This window comes from Solwaraspora sp. WMMA2056, assembly GCF_030345095.1.
Taxonomy (GTDB): domain Bacteria; phylum Actinomycetota; class Actinomycetes; order Mycobacteriales; family Micromonosporaceae; genus Micromonospora_E.
In genome coordinates this window covers 5,340,768-5,359,950 of sequence record NZ_CP128360.1, presented here as the reverse complement: position 1 = coordinate 5,359,950, position 19,183 = coordinate 5,340,768, and the positions used below count along the sequence as shown (strand labels likewise).

Genomic DNA, 19,183 nt, shown 5'->3' with positions numbered 1-19,183 from the left:
GGTGCCGGCACGCGTGGCCGCTACTCCAACCAGCTCTCCGCCACAGGCCTGTGTGGATGAGCAGGCAGACGCCGCCTCGGCGACGCGAATGGTCGAGATCTGTGGCCGGCGGGTCGAGCTTCTCGCCGAGCGTACGGAGTGGACACAGACCTTCGTCAACGTCGACGGATCGCGGACCTTGGAGCAGACCATCGAGCCGGCGCGGGTCCGTAAGGGAAACGCGTGGGTGCCGGTCGACACCACCCTGAAGATGACGGCCAACGGCGTGGCGCCACGGGCAACGGTGCTGCCGATGGTCTTCTCCGGAGGCGGCGATGCCCCCCTTGCCCGGCTCCGCGACGGCGAGCGGGAGCTGGCGATGACCTGGCCGTCCCGGCTGCCGAAACCCGAGCTGGAGGGTGCGACCGCAATCTACCGCGACGTACTGCCTGACGTCGATCTACAGGTGACTGCGCAGCCCCTGGGCTTCTCCGAGGTGCTGGTGGTGCATTCCCGCGAGGCGGCGGCGCACCCGGACCTGGCGTCGCTGCGGTTCGGACTGGAGACCAAGGGTGTCACGGTGGGCGCGACCGCCTCGGGCGGGCTGGCCGCCCGTGACGACAAAGGCGCCGTCGTGTTCGCCGCGCCTGCACCTCTGATGTGGGACTCCACTGGGTCCGCGGCGGCCGAAACCGACGCGGCAGCGGAGAGTGCCACTCGGGAGAAGGACACGCGCGAGTCCGCACCGCAGCGCAAACCGGACTTGGCAGAGCAGCAGCGGCAGCTGGATGAGTCGTCGACCGCCGAGGTTGCGCCCGACCAGCCCGCCATCCCCGAGGCGGCCCATCGGGCGGTCATGCCGGTCCGCGTCAACGAGGACTCGGTGACCATCCTGCCGGACAAGGCGATGCTGGCTGATCCACGGACGAAGCTGCCGATCTACATCGACCCGTCCTGGACCGGCGGGATCGTCAGCAACGCGTGGACGACGGTGTGGAGCAAGTACAAGGCGAGCTCGTTCTGGCAGAACTCGTCGGCGTTGTACAACGGTTCGACGTACGGGTCGGCCGGTGCGGGCCGTACCCAGGACTGCTCCGGCTGCAGCGACTACATCATCCGGTCGTTCTTCCGGATGAACACCTCCAAGGTGTCCGGGAAGCACATCGTCAAGGCTGAGTTCCGGATCGAGCAGCGGCATGCGTGGACGTGTAGTCCGAAGAGCAACGCGAAACTGTGGCTGACCGGGGCGATCTCCTCGAGCACGACGTGGAACAACCAGCCCACCTGGAACGGCAGCTACACGGCACAGACATCGGGAAACCGCAAGTACGGGGCGGCGCACGGCTGTCTGGGCACCGGCACCATCGAGTTCAACGTGACGTCGATGGTGGCGAAGGCCGCGTCCAGCAAATGGTCGAACCTGACCGTCGGTCTGCGAGCCGTCGACGAGGGCACCAAGAATCAGTGGAAGCGCTTCAACCACTCGTCGCCGAAGCTGGCCATCACCTACAACACCAGTCCGAACGCGCTGGCGGACCGCAAGTCCGACGGCAAGGCCTGCGCCACCGGGGCGTCACGGCCGTACGTGCTGACGACCACGCCGATCCTCGCCGCCAGGCACTCCGACCCGGACAGCGACCAGCAGTCGCTGACGACCGATTTCTACTGGTGGCCGGTGGGCGGTACGCGGACCGAATCGAACAAGGTGTCGCAGGCTGCGGGAAACCCATCGACGGTGTCCCGGGCGATCCCGTCGGGCAGGTTGACCGACGGGGCCAGCTACGTCTGGCAGGCCAGGACCTGGGACGGTTCGCACCATGGAGCGTGGTCTGGCACCTGCGAGTTCACCGTCGACGCGACACCACCGCCACCACCGGCGAACGTCGGCTCCACAAACTACCCCAACGATGGTGTCCCACGCGGCGGAGTCGGCCTCCCTGGCACGTTCTCCGTGGCCGCACCGACCGTCCGGCCGTACGAGGTCAAGGAGTACGCCTACAGCCTCGACTCGGGTGTGCTGACGGCTGCGAAGACGGTGCCGGCGCGGACGACGGACTACGGCGCGTCGATCACCCTGGCGCCGGTGCGCGACGGCGTCAACGTGCTGTACATATGGTCGAAGGACCACGCTGGGCGGTTCTCTACCCCGGTCATCTACAACTTCAGCGTCCGGGCCGGTTCCGGTCCGGCCGCCGAGTGGACGTTCGAGGAAACCGGGACAACCGCCACCGACGTCTCCGGCCACGGCAACGCCCTGACCATCGGCGCATCGGCAACCAGGGTCGCCGGCCGGTCCGGGATAGGTACGGCGCTGTCGCTGCCGGGCACCGCCGCTGCCACCAGGGCCGGCGCGCTCAGCACGCCGCACCCCGACACCGGTGTCTCGACACAGGTCCGCACCGACGTCAGTTTCACCATCGCCGCCTGGGTCAGAATCGACTCCACCACCGGAACTGGCCTGCAGACCGTAGTCAGCGCGAACGGCTCCCGGGCGTCTGCCTATCACCTCGGCTACGCCGGGGGCAACCAACGCTGGCGATTCACGATGGCCGGGGCCGACGTCGACAACCCCGCGCTGTACAGCGTGCTGTCCAACGCCGCACCTACCGCTGGCCGGTGGACCCACCTCGCCGGGGTCTACGACGCCTCGACAAGACAGATGACGCTCTACGTCAACGGCGTCCTCCAGACGGCAACTGCGACCCTCGTCGGGGGGTTCAACGCTACGACAGATGTCGCCGTTGGCAAACGCAAGTGGAACGGCGGCGACGACAGCTTCTTCACCGGTCTTGTCGACAACGTGCGCTTCTACAACTTCATGGAGACCCCGGCGAACCTCTCGGAGCTCGCAGTACCGCTGCCGCCCGTCGTCACCTTCCCCAACGGCAACGACGCCACCGCCGGCGGACAGCTCACCGTACGGTTCGACGCCGGCGGCGACACCAACGTCACCAGCTTCCGATACAGCGTCGACGGCGCTGGGCTAGACAGCGCGGTGAACGCGACCACGGCGGGTGGCACCGCGACCGTGACTATCGACGTCGGCGGCGCAATGGGAGAGCGGCCCGTCTACGCGGTCGCGGTGGACGACGGCAATCGGATCAGCGACATTAACCAGGGCGCGTTTACCGTCGGGTCGGCAGCCAGCCTGTCCGGTACGGTGTGGAACCAGTTCTTCCTGCCACAGGCCGACGTCGTGATCCGGCTGCATCCCGGTAACCATCAAGCGACCTCGAATGCCGACGGCAGCTACTTCGTGACAGGCTTCGCCCCCGGCGCGTACACCGTCACCGCCACGTTCGGCGGCCGATGCGGCGAGGTGTCCAGCGATCCGTTGGAGATCGACGGACAGGGCATCAATTTCGACATCTTCCTCTCAGCGGTCAGCGACGATCTGGGTCACACCTGCACGGAACAGACCACCGCGTTCGCTGCGGCGTCGAGCACACTGGCGTTGACCGGTGATGACGCGGTCGCCACAGTGCAGTTGCCGTTCGCGTTCCCGTTCTACGGCGGCGCGTACCGCAGCGCGTGGGTGGACACCAACGGCTTGCTTTCCTTCACGGACCCCGGCGGCTCGTACCCGTACACCGGTCAGCAGCCGGCACCGGCGACACCAGCCGCAGCGGTGGCACCATTCTGGGACGACCTGGTCGTCGACGCCTCGGCGAGTATCCGTACCGCGACTACCGGCTCCGGCGCTTCCCAGCGGTTCATCGTCGAATGGCGCAACGTGCACCGTAAGGGCAACACCGCGCAGCGGCTGTCGTTCGAGGTGCTCCTCGCCCCCGACGGCACCGTGACCACGAACTACGATCAACTCGACAACGCCGCCGAGCGGGGTGCACACGCGGTCGTCGGGATCGAGGCACCCGACGGCCAGGACCGGCTGCGCTACTCCGTCACCGAGCCGGTGCTGGCAAGCAGCAAGGCGATCACGTTCACTCGACCGGACGCCGTCGGCGAACTGGAGCTGCACACCCTGACTGGCACACTGACCAACGCCTCGGGCGCACCGGTGGTCGGTGCCACGGTGACCCTGGATCCGACCGGGTTGAGTACGACGACCGGCACCGGCGGCGCGTACAGCTTCACCGGACTCGTAGCGGACAGCTACACCGTGGCGGTGCGGATGCCGGGGCGGTGCGGTGCCGTGGCCAGCCAGCAGGTGGAGCTGTTCGCCGACCTGGTCCGTAACCTGCAGTTGGGTCCGGACTACGGCGGCATGGGATACGCGTGTAGCACTGGGAGCTCCGGTTTCGTCGCCGCATCGACGGTGCTCGGGTTGACCGGTGACGACGCGGCGACGATGGTCACCCTGCCATTCCCGGTACGGTTCCACGGCGAGACGTACACCAGTGGGCGGGTGCACACGAATGGCCTGGTGAGCTTCGGCAGCGTGTCCGGCGAGCCGGACACCTGGGTGAACCCGACGATGCCAACCGCCGCCGCACCGAATGCTGTCGTGGCGCCGTTCTGGGACGATCTGGAGGTCGACGCGTCAGCCAGCATCCGCACCCAGACCTTGGGCAGCTCACCGAACCGATCGTATGTGGTCGAGTGGCGCAACGTTGGATTCCGGCCCACCAACGCCCAACGGATCACCTTCGAGGTCATCTTCCACGAGGATGGTCGGATCGCATTCCACTACGGGGCTATGTCGACTCCGGTCCAGCAGGGCGCGGCGGCGACGGTCGGGCTGGAAAACGCCTCCGGCACAGTCGCTGCGCTGTACTCCTTCCACGAGGCGGCGCTGACCGCAAACAGCTCGATCATCTACACCCCGGCCCCTAATGGGACGGTCGAGGGCGTGTTGACCACGGCGGTTACCGGTGACCCGGTAGCCGGGGCGACGGTGACGTTGAACCCGGGTAACCGCAGCGCCACCACTACCGCCGACGGAAGCTACCAGTTCACCGCGGTCCCGGTGGGCGAGTACCGGGTCGCGGCGTCCACCGGTGACAACCGGTGTGCCGGCCAGTACGCCCGCGAGACGATCAACCATCCAGGCGGCATCTCTGACGTGGATCTGTCGGTGATGGTCGACGGCGATGAGTTTGGCTACAAGTGCACCGCCGGTGCACAGACCTTCATCCCCGGTGACGTCGTCGAGGGATGGCAGGGCGACGAGACGGTATGGCAGAAGAACCCGCCATTCCCGGTCAAGCTCTACGGCGAGTCGTACACGTCGGCGTGGATCAGCGCCAACGGCCTGATCAGCTTCAAGGACCCGGCGTACTTCGGCTGGATCGGCTCCTGGCCGGGCCCGATCCCGTCACCGGCGGCGGAGGGCTCACCGAACGCGGCGGTTTATGTGCTGTGGGACGACTGGGTGGTCGACTCTCAGGCCCGGATTGCGACCAGGATCAGCGGCACCGCCCCGAACCGGCAATGGGTCGTGGAGTGGCGCAACGTCCATATCTACGGTGACACCAACACCCGGGCCACCTTCGAGGCCATCTTCCAGGAGAACGGTCAGATCAGGCTCGCCTACGCCGACATCGACCCCGCGAAGTCGATCGAACGTGGCGGTGAGGGCACCGTCGGGATCGAGAACGGCGACGGATCCATCGGCTTCCAGTACCTGTTCCGTGAGCCGTGGCTCGCCTCCGGCCAGGGTGTCACGTTCACCCCTAACCCTCCGGGCCTGGGCAGCGTCAGCGGCACCGTCACCTGTGCTGGAGCACCGGTCGCCGGAGCGACCGTTGCGGTTGCCGACAAGACGACCACCACCGCCGCCAACGGCACCTATCAGGTCACTGCGGTTCCGGCCGGTACCTGGGCGGTGATCGTCACCCTGCCGAGCGGCACCTGCCGGGGCTCGGACGCGCGCCAGGTGACGGTCGGGACCAACACTCAGGCAACCGCCGACTTCGGCCTGGCCGTCACCGCGACCGGCGGCGGTTACCAACTGACTGAACTACCCGTGACCTACACCGCCGCCAACGGCACCGTGCTGTCGCTGACTGGTGACGACACCTACACCTCGGTCGCCCTTCCATTCCCAGTGACCCTCTACGGTCAGAGTTACTCCACCTGCTGGGTGGACATCAACGGACTGGTCAGCTTCATCAACCCCGGGACGTCCTCACCGGACGCGTGGCCCATCCCGTCACCCGCCGGTGCCGAGCAACCCAACGCCGCATTGTACCCGTTCTGGCACGACTGGGTTGTCGACAGCAACGCCAGTGTCCGCACCGCTGTGCGTGGCACCACACCGAACCGGCAGTTCGTCATCGAGTGGCGCAACGTCCACTCGTACGAGGATCCGCGTACCCGGGTCACCTTCCAGGCCATCATCGACGAAGCCGGCGGCTACAGCTTCGCCTACATCGACAACGACGGCACGTTCCTCGAACGTGGCGGCGGCGCCACGATCGGCATCGAGAACGCCACCGGCACCGCCGCGATCCAGTACACGTACCGGCAACCCGTGCTCCGGCCCGGAGTGGGACTGCGATTTACCGCCCCCACGTCCTGATCGCACTGACTTGAATCGTATGATCCATCCCTCTGAGGACCCGGAGGTCGCGGTGCAGGAACACCTGCTCCCATTTTCGCTGCCACTGGTCCGGCGTAGCCCGGCCTACAAACTTCGGCGGATCGTCGCTACTGCACTGGCGGGTGTCCTGGCCGCGAATCTGCTGGTGCAGGCGCCATCTGCCACTTCGGCGCAGGCGGCCCAGCCAGCCCAGCCACCGGCGGTCGAGGAGGTGCCAAGCGTTCCAGTCACCCCGGTTGCGGCGGACGAACCCGACCCGGCCAAGCCGCTGCCGCCAGCCAGCAGCAAACCGGCACCAGTCTGGCCGGACGGCGGGGTCGCCGTCACGGACCTGGTGGCGGCTCGGGGAGACACGACGGTGCGCCCCGGCGGTCTGCCGGTGCAGGTGACTGCGACCGGCGACGAGTCGGCCCGGTCTGCGGGCAATCGGCCTGAGCGGGTGCGGGTCGAGGTGCTGGACCGAACGACGACCGCGCGTGTTGGTGTCCGAGGAGTACTACTTCGGCTCGCCCCGGACGGGGAGGCAACCGACGGTGAAGTGTCGGTCAGCGTCGACTACGGTGCGTTCGCCACAGCGTACGGCGCGGACTGGGCGAGTCGGCTGCGGCTGGTTAGCATGCCGGACTGTGCGATGAAATCCGCATCGGGAGATTGCGCCGGCAACGCCTTGCCTGGCCGCAACGACCTGGCCGCTACGACGGTGACAGCAACGGTACCGCTGGCGGCGAGCGGCAGTCTGGTCGCCCTGGTAGCGGGACCTTCGGGCCCGGCCGGGGACCTGGCTGCGACCTCGCTTCTGCCGTCGTCGACCTGGGCAGTCGGCGGCAACTCCGGTACCTTCAGCTGGTCGCATCCTATGCGGGTGCCGCCGGCAGCCGGCGGTCTGGCCCCATCGGTATCGCTGGCGTACTCGTCCCAGTCGGTTGACGGTCGCCACGCGGCTTCCAACAACCAGCCGTCGTGGATCGGCGAAGGATTCGACACCTCGGGCGGCGGGTTCATCGAGCGGCGGTACCGCGCGTGCGCCAACGACATGGGTGGGCAGGCGAACAACACTGTCAAGACCGGCGACCTCTGCTGGGAGACCGACAACGCCGTCCTGTCGATGTTCGGCCGCGGCGGTGAACTGATCTACAACGCGCAGGAGAGCCGGTGGCATCTGCGCAACGACGACGGCTCCCGGATCGAACGGAAGACCGGCGCGACCAACGGTGACAACAACGGCGAGTACTGGGTACTCACCACTACAGACGGCGTCCAGTACTGGTTCGGGGCAAACCGGCTGCCGGGCTGGGCATCGGGCAATCCGGTCACGAACTCCGCCTGGAACGTCCCGGTCTTCGGCAACGACCCGAACGAGCCGTGCCGTGCCGCCACCTTCGCTGCCTCACACTGCATGCAAACCTGGCGGTGGAACCTCGACTACATTGTCGACCTGCACGGCAATTCCGTTTCTTACTGGTACAGCAAGGAGACGAACCGGTACGGTCGTAACCTCGTCGCCACTGACGCGGCGAGCTACGACCGGGGCGGCTGGCTCGACCGGATCGACTACGGCACGCGCCGGGTCAGCGGGGTCGACTCGGTCTTCGCCACCCCGGCCCCGTCGCGGGTCGACTTCGCGGTAGCGGATCGCTGCCTGAGCAATTGTGGCGTGCGTGACGAAGCGCACTGGCCAGACACCCCCTGGGACTCGGAGTGCACGGGTTCACCGTGCACCGGGATCTTCTCGCCAACCTTTTGGATCTCCAAACGGCTGGCCAGCGTCACGACCCAGGTCCGCTCGGGCGGCGCGTACGACAACGTCGAGCGGTGGACCCTCACGCACACCTTCCCGGATCCGGGCGACGCGACCCGGGCAGGACTCTGGCTCTCCACGATCACCCAGACAGGTCTTGTCGGTGCGGCCATCAGCATGCCGGCGATCGAGTTCACCGAGGTGCAGCTCGCAAACCGGGTCGACACCAACGACTTTGCACCGGAAATGAACTGGCTGCGCATCGCGCGGATCCGTCACCAGAGCGGCGGCACCACCAACATCACGTACTCCGAGGAGGACTGCGTCGCGGGGCAGACGCCGACGCCACACACCAACTCCCGCCTCTGCTATCCGGTGATCTGGACCCCTGAGGGCTATCAGCAGCCGGTGACCGACTGGTTCCACAAGTACGTTGTCAAGACCATCTACGAGACCGACCACACCGGTGGGGTGCCGCCACAGGGCAGCCCACGCACGGTTTACTCGTACAGCTATCTCGACGGCGCGGCCTGGCGGTACAGCGACGACGACGGGCTGATTGACCCGGACACCCGGACCTGGTCGAGCTACCGCGGGTTCAAGCGGGTAGGCGTCACCGTCGGTGACCCCGGCGAGCAGACCTACACCGAGACGCGCTTCTTCCAGGGCATGCACGGCGACCGGGCGGGCCCGGCCGGCGGCACCCGCACGGTCACCGTCGACGGCATCAACGACGAGGACTGGTACGTCGGCCTGGCCCGGGAGTCCAGGTCCCTGAACGGGCCCGGCGGCGCGGTGGTGTCCCGGCAGGTCAACGATCCGTGGGCTTCGCCCGTCACCGCTACCCGGACCATCAACGGACAAACGGTGACGGCCCGGTTCGCCCGGGTCGGCTCGGTGCGGCACTACACGGCCTTGGACGCTGGCCGGGGCGAGCGGTCGACCCGGGTAGTGGCGACCTACGACTCGTACGGTATGGCGGCGACCGTCGATGACCACGGCGACGTGAACGTAACCGGGGACGAGCAGTGCACCAAGCTCGACTACACACCCCGCAACGATGCGATCTGGCTGATGGACCGTCCACATCGGGTGCAGTCCTACGCGGTCGGCTGCGGTGCGACCGGCGGCACTCTTGTCGAGGCCGACGTGCTGGGCGAGATGCGGACCCTGTATGACGGGAACGCGTTCGAGACGGCACCTACCCGGGGTCTGGCCACCCGGGCCGACGAGATGTCGGCCTGGAACAACGGGGCACCGACCTTCGTCACGGTGAGCCAGTCGAGCTACGACGCCCACGGCCGGTCGACCTCCGTGCGGGACGCGATGAACTCCGAAACCACCACCGCCTACACCCCGACGACCGGCGGGCCGGTTACGGCGGTCACCATCACCAACGCGATGCAGCACGTCACCTCGACGACGGTGTCACCCGCCTGGGGGCTGCCGATTGCCACCGTCGATCCGAACGGCAAACGCACGGACATGGTGTACGACAGCATCGGCCGGATGACGTCGCTCTGGCTGCCAGGCCGTGACAAGGCGACCCAGTCGGCGAGTGCGACGTATGCCTACCATGTGCGCAACAACGCGGCGACGACGATCGCTACGTCGCGGCTCAACGCCGCAGGCGCCTACGTCACGTCGTACTCTCTGTATGACGGTTTGCTGCGACCCCGGCAGACGCAGACTCCGTCGCCGTCGGGCGGCCGAATCCTGACCGACACGTTCTATGACAGCGCGGGCCGAGTCGTGAAGGAGTACGGCGCCTACCACGACGGGAGCGCCGGCCCTGGCATAAACCTCTTCACCGCGACCGAAGCGGCGTTCGTGCACACCCAGACCCGTGCCGTCTACGACGGCGCCGGGAGGATGCGGGCGGCGGTCTTCCAGCCTTACGCCGACGAGCGATGGCGCACCAGCGTCTACTACGCCGGCGACCGGGTCGACGTCACGCCACCAGCGGGCGGGACCGCGACCTCCACGCTGTCCGACACCCACGGACGCACCGTCGAACTGCGTCAGTATCACGGTGCAACGCCCACCCCAGGCACCGCTGGGAGCTGGGACACCTCGACGTACCACTACAACCGTAAGGGGCTGCTGCAGCGCGTCACCGACGATCTCGGCAACAACTGGACCTACGGTTACGACTTCCGTGGCCGGCAGGTCCAGGTCGTCGACCCTGACAAGGGAACCAGCACCTTCACCTACGACAACGCAGGCAGGGTCACTACCAGCACCGACGCGCGCGGCGAGAAGCTCGCTTACCTGTACGACCCGCTGAACCGCAAGCGAGCGGTCTACGACGACCAGATCGGCAGCACAACGCGGGCCCAGTGGATCTACGACACCATCCTCAAGGGTGCGCTGACCCAGTCCACTCGGATCGAAGGCGGCTCCCTCTACCAGGTGCGGGTGACCGGCTACACCGACAGCTACCAGCCGACCGGCACCCAGATCACCATCCCCACATCCGAGACCGGACTGGGCGGCATCTACAACTCCTTCCTGACGTGGAACCCTGACGACTCCCTGGCGTCGCTGAGCCTCCCGTCGACGAACAACGACCTGCCGGCCGAAACCCTGCTGTACAGCTACAACAGCCTCGGTCTGCCGACCAAGCTTGAAACGCTGTACGGAGGCGTGTCGAGCCAGTATGTCGCCGGTACCAGCTACAACGCGCTCGGCGAGCCCACTCAGATCACCCTCGACACCGACGACATCGCCGGTGGCCGCGTGTGGCAGGCGTTCACCCGTGAACTCGATACAGGGCGGCTGACTCGGGCAGTCACCGCGCGAGACACCGTCGCACCGAACACGATCGCCGATCTGCATTACACCCAGGACCACGCGGGCAACGTCACCAGCATCCGGGACGAGGCCCAGGATCCGGTCGACGACACCCAGTGCTTCAACTACGACCACCTGCGTCGGCTCACTCAGGCCTGGACGCCGAGCTCGGCGGACTGCGCCACGGCCCCGTCCGCTGCCGGCCTGGGCGGCCCCGCACCGTACTGGCATTCCTGGACCTTCGACAGCATCGGCAACCGCCGCACCCAGTCGGTGCACACCACTGGCGGCACCGCCACCACCACGTACAACTACCCGGCGGCGGGCGCGGTCAGGCCACACGCCCTGGCCTCCACGACTGGGGCGCAGACCGGCAGCTACACCTACGATGCGGCGGGCAACACCGCGACTCGGCCGACCGCCACCTCCGGCACGCAGACCTTGGGATGGGACTCCGAGGGTCGGCTGACCAACTCCACCGACAGCAGCGGAGCGACCAGCTACCTCTATGACGCAGACGGCAACCGGCTGATCCGTCGTGATCCGGGTGGGAAGACGCTCTACCTGCCCGGTCAAGAAATCCGCTACAACTCGGCGACGACTTCGACCAGCGCCACCCGCTACTACAGCCACCTAGGCTCCACCGTCGGATCACGGACCGCGAACGGGTTGTCGTGGCTGGCCAGCGACCACCAGGGCACGTCGTCGATTGCAGTCGATTCGGTCAGTCAGGCGTTGACCGTCCGCCGCCAGACCCCGTACGGCACGCCACGGGGCGCGGTGCCGACCTGGCCGAACAGCAAGGGCTTCGTCGGTGGCACCATCGACAACACGGGCCTGACGCATCTGGGCGCCCGCGAGTACGACCCGGTTGCCGGCCGTTTCATCAGCGTCGACCCGGTCCATGACCTGACCGATCCCCAGCAGTGGAACCCTTACAGCTACGCGAACAACAGCCCGATCACGTACAGCGACCCTTCCGGGTTGATCTACACCGACTTCATGGTCGGCAGTGACCCCCACTTCAACGGCAACAACGCTGGCTGGGGCCCGGGTGCGCACGGAAGTGACATGGCGTCACAGCGGACGACCCACTGCAACGGCACCGGCCCCTACAGTTGTCAGGCGAAGGCAGACGCGGGTCGATATGAAAGCTCGGTAGTCATCAAGATGGGTCCGCCGCCGAGCTGGCAGGAAGAGCTTGTTTATGAAACGATTTGTACGTTAAGCGTACTGTGCCGTGGAATCTCTACTGGTTACGATGCGTACCTGATTGGCGAGGCGCTCTTCAACGGTGATTTCCGCGGTGCGGCGGTTGCGACTGTCGGTTTCCTAACCCCCGGTTGCCCCTCCCGCGTCTGCGGAGGGCTTGCTAGGAGGATTTTCGGAGGTTCCTCCACGCCTGATGCGCCTGGTCCGACGGTGAAGCCGAATACTGGCGCCCAATCACCGGACGCGCCCGCTGGTGGCTCAACTGGAAAGCCGACGACGACCAACGCCGGCTCCGGATCTGGCTCCGGCACCGGGGGTGGCAGGGGTCCGGGGAAGCCGGACAAATGCGAAACGGGGAACAGCTTCGTTCCCGGTACGCTCGTGTTGTTGGCGGACGGTTCGCGTAAGCCGATCGAGGACGTCGAGATCGGCGACCGGGTGGTGGCGAGTGATCCAGAGACCGGTGAGACGGCAGTCAAGGCTGTAACCGCGACGATCGAGGGCACCGGCGACAAGGACCTGGTTGAGATCACCGTCGCGGTCGGCGACGGACATGAATCCCAGGTCATTACTGCTACCGACGGCCACCCGTTCTGGGTGGCCAGTCAGGCGACGTGGCGTGACGCCAGCATGCTGCGGCCTGGTGACGAGCTGCTGGCTCCGGACGGCTCCCGCCTGCGGGCCATCGACATCGTCGCCTACCAGCGGCCCGCTACGGTCTACAACCTCACCGTCGCCGACATCCACACGTACTATGTGCTCGCCGGCACAACACCGGTCCTGGTGCACAACTGCGGACTTGAGGATTTCGCTGATAGTGTCCGGAACCAGCCGGGCACCAAGTTCGCAGCGGAATACACATCACCTTCGGGTGCGAAATACTACAGCACGAATAGGCACGGAACGGCCGGCGAGCTAGAAAACATGCCGGAACTCCGGGACGCAGTTCAAGCAGCCGGGCATCACGGTGGCTGCGCCGAGGTGGGATGTCTTATTCAGGCATACCGAGCTGAAGGTCCATCGGCAATAACCGGGGGATCGATGCAAGTAGTGCAGACTCGAAATTCGATGTCACCAAATGCGCCGGTTCATGGTACGCCCGGCTACCCATGTAGACGGCTTTGCAATCCGCTTCTTAAGAGTCTAAACATTTCATTCGAGGCAGGGCCAGGGTGATCGATCTAGATAAAATCTCCTCGGAGAGCTTGTCGGCTCTCCGAGGAGCTGGTTGGCACGAGAATCGGCAGGTGGATGTCTCGGAGTGGATTGAGCTACTTGCTGCGCAGGGGTACCACATCAATGAACCGGCGCGAAGCACCCTGCAGGCCTTCGGTGGATTGTCGGTGGAGCCGGTCAACGAAGTAGGACCGAATTTCGAGAACGGCGAACCGCTCAATTTTGAACCGATCGATGCTGGCTTCGGACATCACTTATTGGCGGAAGAGCTGCATGAGGCACTCGGTGGCAATTGGTACCCGCTTGGCGAGTGGATTAGCTCTTCAAGCGTGTTCGTCGATGATCGCGGTTGGACAGTGGCGACTGGGCTGGGGTGGATCTGGGAACTTGGCAAAACAGTAGAGGAAGCAATTAACCTCGCCCTACTCGCAAATCGTCCCCTGATCTGTTTGAAGGTTCTCACGCCGGGGGCAAAGCCATGGCCGCCGGACGGGAGTTGAAAGTCTGTAGGTTACTTTCGGTGATGATGCGAGTGCTGGCGGACCTGGGTGTGCGCGTGGGTTGCCGTCAAGCGGCGCATCGGATCGACGAACCGTGATGGAAGGTCGATAGCTGGATCGTCGCGACGGATGTTCGGTGGCGTGCCGCGTAGCGGTGCGGCGTCGATCCCCGGAACCGGTTGCTGTGGGATGACCGGGGTGGAGGGATCGTCACGGCCTTGGCCCTCGATCGGCCGACTCCGCCGCCTTCTCGCGGTTCGGGTTGATGGGCGTGCGCGCGGGGCCGTAGGCCTTGAGCGCGTGCGCGCGGCCCGGCGTAGCCGGGCGCTCGTGGGGTCGGCCAGTGGCGCGGTGCCGGGATTGCTCCTGGTCCGTTTCCGCTGGCCGCCCGCCCGAACCGTACGTGCGAGTTGGCCCCGCATACGGCTCTCCGTGTGTCTTGCCCGTTGTTCTTACAGACCCACGAGACAGCTCGCGGTGTTGAAGTCGGTCGCGTGGCAGCGGTTGGCGGCTGGTCAGGGCGAGTTGGACCTGGGGCTGGACGACAGTCCGGACGCGGGCGGTCCGTTGGAGATCACCAGTTCGCGGATGGGGCACCTGTGGGACGCGTTGTGCCGCGGTGTAGACCGGCCGCAACGCCTTCGCGATTGCGTCCCAGTGCTGACGGGCCGCGTACCGGAACGACGCCCGCAGCAGGTGCACGACACACGTCTGGGTCACCGCCAGGGGTGCGGCGTCGACTGGCTCGATGCCGGCGTTGGCCTTGTACCTCACGATGTCCTCGGCGAGGTCTTGGTGTGCTGTGCTGAGGTCGGCGAGTTCCTGAGCGGCGGCGTTCATGCCGTGGACGTCTTTGGCCATCATCGCGTCAACGACGCGGCCGGCGATCTGTTCTGTTTCAGCAGGAACTGGGCTACGCGCCGGTTGAGGTCCGGGTTGTCGACCATGGCCGCAGCGCCCCCGCGCGCCGGATCGGGTTGTCCGTCTGTGCCGGTATACCGCGACCTGCGCGTTCTTGCCCCGCCGTGCCGGTGTACTGCCGCTGCCATTTAGCGAGATTGGTGTCGGTCGGCAAATGCCGGGGCAGCGCTCGGCGTAGTGCTGCGGCAGCAACCGACGGCGGCAGCCGGGGAAGCTCGTCGAGTTCTGGGGCGTGGTGTCACCGGTGTGCGCGCGCGGGGTCGTGGGCCGTGGCGTGTGTGTGCGGTCCGGCTTCGGCCGGACCGCTTCTGGACTTGGTGGAGCAGATCCTAGCCCAGCGACTTCGGTGTGAGCGCTCCGCGTTCGCCGGCCTTGATCGCGTCGATGAATCTGGTCCAGGTGGGAGTGGTGAAGGCGAGGGTTGGCCCGGCCTGGTGTTTGCTGTCGCGGACTGCGGTGGTGGAGGGCATGCTGGCGACTTCGATGCAGGCGCCGCCGTTGTTGTCGCTGCGGCTGGACTTGCGCCAGGTGGGGTGGGATGTGTTCATGGTCAGCCTCTGGTGTCGTCTGCGATCCGCTGGATGAGGGTGCGGGACTCGACCGGGCCGAGTGCGGCGGCGGTGAGTCGTTCCCAGAGCCGAGTGTATGCCCGGACCGCCTCGGGGCCGTCGAGGTAGTCGGCGTCGGTGAGGGTCTCCAGGTAGACGACTTCGGATGCCATCTCCTCGCCGAAGCGCAGGATGATGAAGTTGTACGACGAGGTCTCGTAGGTGGGGGCGTCGAACGGGAAGACCTGGATGGTCAGGTTGGGGTGGTTGGCGAGGGTTGCGAGGTGGGTGAGCTGCTGGTGCATGGCGGCTGGGTCGCCGAGGGTGCGGCGGAGGGCTGACTCGCTGAGGATCAGGTGGAGGTGGGCTCTGTCGGGCTGGTCGATGACCTTCTGCCGTTCGAGTCGTACGGAGATCTGGCGTTCGAGGTCGTCGGTGTGGGTGCGTTGGTTGAGGGCGCGGATGTAGGGCTCGGTCTGGAGGATGCCGGGGATAACTTCTGGTTGGTACCAGCGGATGTGGGTGGCGTCTGCTTCGAGGTCGAGGTATTGGCGGAACCAGTCGGGGATGACGTTGCGGTAGCCACTCCATCTTCCGCGTTGGCGGCCGGCTCGTGCGAGGTTGCGGAGGGGTTCGGCGTCATCGCGGGTGACGCCGTAGAAGTCGAGGAGCAGGGTGAGGTCGGTTTGGCGGATGCCGGACTGGCCGAGTTCGAGTCGGCTGATCTTGCTGGCTGAGGAGTCGATGATCTTGGCGGCGTCGTCCTGGGTTTTGCCTGCGGTTTCGCGGGCGCGTTTGAGGGCGTTGCCGAGGCGTCGGCGTTGGATCGTCGGGTTGACCATGGTGGTGAGTATCTGACGGCTGTCCCGGTGGGTGTGGGACGTGCCGGGTGGGTTCCCAAAGTGTGTCCTCACACGTACCATCGTTTTTGGACTTGCAAATTAGGAGTGCGGTTCGGGCTTGCGGGAGGTCGTGTGTCTGGGCGTGTCACGTACGACTCGTACCTGGTGGCGGTGGCGGTGACGCTGGCTCGCCGGCATCGGCCGGTGTGGTCCTGGCGCAGGTGGCGGCGGATCTGCCGGTGCGGGTCGGTGTTGCCCTGCCGGGCGCGGCACCGGATTCCGATCAACCGGGGTCACTGGCCGGGGGAGACGCGTTGACGACGCATCGTCCTGTCCGGCCGAGCTGGATCTGCGCTGGCTGTGGCCTTTCGTGGCCGTGCGAGACGCGGCGGCGGGAGTTGCTGGCCGAGTACGCGGGAGCGCGGGTGTCGCTGTCGGTCTACCTGGCGACGTGCCTGCTGGACGCGATGACTGACCTGCCGCAGGACCGCTGCGGCGACGCCTACTGGCGGTTCATGGGCTGGTGGCGGTGAGAGCCGGGGTCGGGCCGGTGGCGGCAACCATCCGGCCCGACCCCGTTCCATCCCCTCCGTAGAAAAGACGTTCCATCCCCTCCGAGAGAGAAGGCGGACGATCATGGACATCTGTGCGTTGACCAGCGCCACAGTGCTCGGTTACCTCGCCGGGCTGTTCTCGATCCGGGTCAAGAGCCGCTGGTGCCCCAAGTGCGGCGAGCTGACCACCGTCCCGCCATCGCCGGCCAACCCGGTGAGGTAGCCGATCGGCGTTGGCGCATCACACCAGGTCACCGGTGGTCGGCGTACCAGTGGGAGACACGTCACTTCTGGATCTAACGATCGCTTGAGTCCACCGACCGTTCGCTGACCGGCCCTGCGCCGTTCATCGGCGTTGGCCAGGGTCAGCAGCCATGACTGCACAGCACCATGCGATAGACCGCCGCGTCTTCCTGCGCGGCTCGGCCGCCCTCGCCGCCCTACCGGTGGCCGGCAGCCTGCTCACCGCCGGGCCGGCGACAGCCGCCCCGGCCACCGCGACCAGCACGGCAGCGGCGACCGCCGCCGGCAACGTGCCGCCGGCGCCCAGCTACCCCGGGTTGCCGTTCGTTGACGACTACCTGACCAACACCAGCGCCAACCGGACCCCGCAGACCAACGCGGCGGTCCGGATCCTCGCCGGATTCGAGCAGCTGTGGACCACCGGCAGCAACTGGGACAACGGCGTACCGCGCAGCGCCGAGGTGCTGCGGGCCAACATCCGGTACGTGGTGAAGGTGGGCGAGGAGCGCACCGAGGTCGAGGCGAAGCAGGCGTACATCTTCGACCGGCAGCACCAGAGCTACAGCGCGATCAGCGGCCTCGGTCCGCTGACGCAGCCGTACCTGGCGGGGTCGCTCGCCGTCACCGGCATCACCGCTGCCCCCGACGGGGTGCCGGACGGGCGGGTCAGCGACGCGCTGCCGCCGGACGCGCCGGCCGGCTCGTCGCTCGGCGCCGGCTCCACCTCGTCGGCGCTGGGCACGGTGGTGCAGCTGGTCAACACGATCCGTGGCCCGCACGCCTCCAGCAACCCGAGCAAGTCCACCTACCAGTATCCGCGGCCGTGGCGGCTCACCGACGACAGCAAAGTGGTCGAGACCGGCGGCATCCCGGTGCTGGGTGTGCCGGTGTACGCGGCGAACACCGCCGTCGTGCCGCAGTTGCTGCGTCAGCGGGCCGACAACCCGGCCGACGACGGTGGTTTCCCCAGCGGGCACGCCAACGCCGCCTACCTGGCGGCGCTGGCGTTCGCGTACGCCGTACCGGAGCGGTTCCAGGAGCTGTTGGCCCGGGCCAGTGACGTCGCGGACAGCCGGATCGTGGCCGGCATGCACTCGCCGGTGGACGTGATCGGTGGCCGGATCCTGGCCACCGCACTGGCCGCCGCCGTGCTCGCCGACCCGGCGTACGCGCAGCTCAAGGCCGACGCCCGGCACCAGGCCGCCGAGTATCTGCAGGCCGCCACCGGCACGAGCGCCGACACGCTGTACGCGTACGCCCACTCGGCCGGGCCGGACACCGACCCGTACGCCGACCGGGCGGCGAACCTGGCGAAGGTGACGCCCCGGCTGACGTACATGTTGCCGCAGGCGCGTAAGGACACCCCGTTCACCGTGCCGAAGGGCGCCGAGACGCTGCTGGAGACCCGGCTGCCGTACCTGGACGCCGAGCAGCGCCGCGAGGTGCTGCGCAGCACCGGGCTGCCGGGCGGCTACCCGCTGCTGGACGGCCCGGAGCAGTGGGGCCGGCTGAACCTGTTCGCCGCCGCCGACGGCTACGGGTCGCTGCGGCGCACCGTACGGGTCACGATGGACGCCGCCGCCGGTGGCTTCCACGCCGCCGACGCCTGGCGCAACGACATCGACGGCGAGGGCATGCTGGTCAAGTCCGGCACCGGCGCGTTGACCCTGACCGGGGCGAACAGCTACACCGGCGGCACCCGGCTGGTCGACGGCACCCTGGTCGCGGCGTCGGAGCGGGCGTTGGGCGACGGCCCAGCGGAGCTGCGCGGCGGCACGTTGCGGTTGGACCGCACCGCCGGGCAGGTCCGGGTACGCGGCGAGTACAGCCAGTCCGGTCAGGCCACCCTGTCGGTGAACCTGACCGACGGCGGTGAACCGCCGCTGGTGGTCGACGCGACGGCGACGCTGAACGGCCGGGCGGCCCTGGTGCTGGCCCTGGACCCGCAGCGGCCGCCGGCGGCGAACGTGTCGGTGCCGGTGCTGCGGGCGGCGAAGCTCGTCGGCACGTTCGGCGCGGTCACGGTGACCGGGCTCGACGGTTACACCGCCGAGCCGTTCCACACCGGCACTGGTGTGTCGGTGCGGCTGCTGAAGACCGCCTGAGCGCAGGCGTGACCCGTGCCGCCCCGGCGATGGCCGGGGCGGCACGGTCGGTCACCTGAGCCGGACGGAC

7 protein-coding genes and 1 pseudogene are annotated in these 19,183 nt (G+C 67.3%); 5 read left to right on the top strand and 3 right to left on the bottom strand.

Features of this window, described 5'->3' with window-relative positions; genetic code table 11:
- The first annotated feature begins 52 nt into the window (after positions 1-52).
- From O7608_RS24140 to O7608_RS24130, 3 genes are read left to right on the top strand one after another with little or no spacing between them, the layout of a single operon-like run.
- Entirely contained in the window at positions 53-6,460 is a 6,408-nt protein-coding gene (locus O7608_RS24140; RefSeq protein ID WP_289206765.1) for an NIDO-like domain-containing protein, read from the top strand.
- A 52-nt stretch (positions 6,461-6,512) separates the two neighbouring features.
- A complete protein-coding gene (locus O7608_RS24135) occupies positions 6,513-13,400 on the top strand; it encodes a polymorphic toxin-type HINT domain-containing protein (RefSeq protein WP_289206764.1) in 6,888 nt (2,295 codons plus the stop codon).
- A complete protein-coding gene (locus O7608_RS24130) occupies positions 13,397-13,900 on the top strand; it encodes an SUKH-3 domain-containing protein (RefSeq protein ID WP_289206763.1) in 504 nt (167 codons plus the stop codon). The genes O7608_RS24135 and O7608_RS24130 overlap by 4 nt, the downstream gene beginning before the upstream one ends.
- A 615-nt stretch (positions 13,901-14,515) precedes the next feature.
- On the opposite strand, the pseudogene O7608_RS32205 reads toward O7608_RS24130, so the two are convergent.
- From O7608_RS32205 to O7608_RS24115, 3 genes and pseudogenes are all read right to left on the bottom strand, one after another.
- Positions 14,516-14,629 (bottom strand): annotated as a pseudogene (locus tag O7608_RS32205) (transposase); the annotation flags it as partial.
- 521 nt (positions 14,630-15,150) lie between these two features.
- Positions 15,151-15,369, bottom strand: coding sequence for a DUF397 domain-containing protein (locus O7608_RS24120; protein WP_289206762.1), 219 nt, complete (start codon positions 15,367-15,369; stop codon positions 15,151-15,153).
- Between the two features lie 2 nt (positions 15,370-15,371).
- Positions 15,372-16,211, bottom strand: coding sequence for a helix-turn-helix domain-containing protein (locus tag O7608_RS24115; RefSeq protein ID WP_289206761.1), 840 nt, complete (start codon positions 16,209-16,211; stop codon positions 15,372-15,374).
- Positions 16,212-16,847: 636 nt separating this feature from the next.
- Here O7608_RS24115 and O7608_RS24110 point away from each other — a divergent pair.
- Both O7608_RS24110 and O7608_RS24105 read left to right on the top strand, forming a co-directional pair.
- Complete coding sequence (locus O7608_RS24110; RefSeq protein WP_289206760.1) at positions 16,848-16,988, top strand: hypothetical protein; 141 nt, start codon at positions 16,848-16,850, stop codon at positions 16,986-16,988.
- A 151-nt stretch (positions 16,989-17,139) separates the two neighbouring features.
- Positions 17,140-19,113: a phosphatase PAP2 family protein gene (locus O7608_RS24105; protein ID WP_289206759.1), complete on the top strand. Its 1,974-nt coding sequence runs from the start codon at positions 17,140-17,142 to the stop codon at positions 19,111-19,113.
- Positions 19,114-19,183 lie beyond the last annotated feature (70 nt).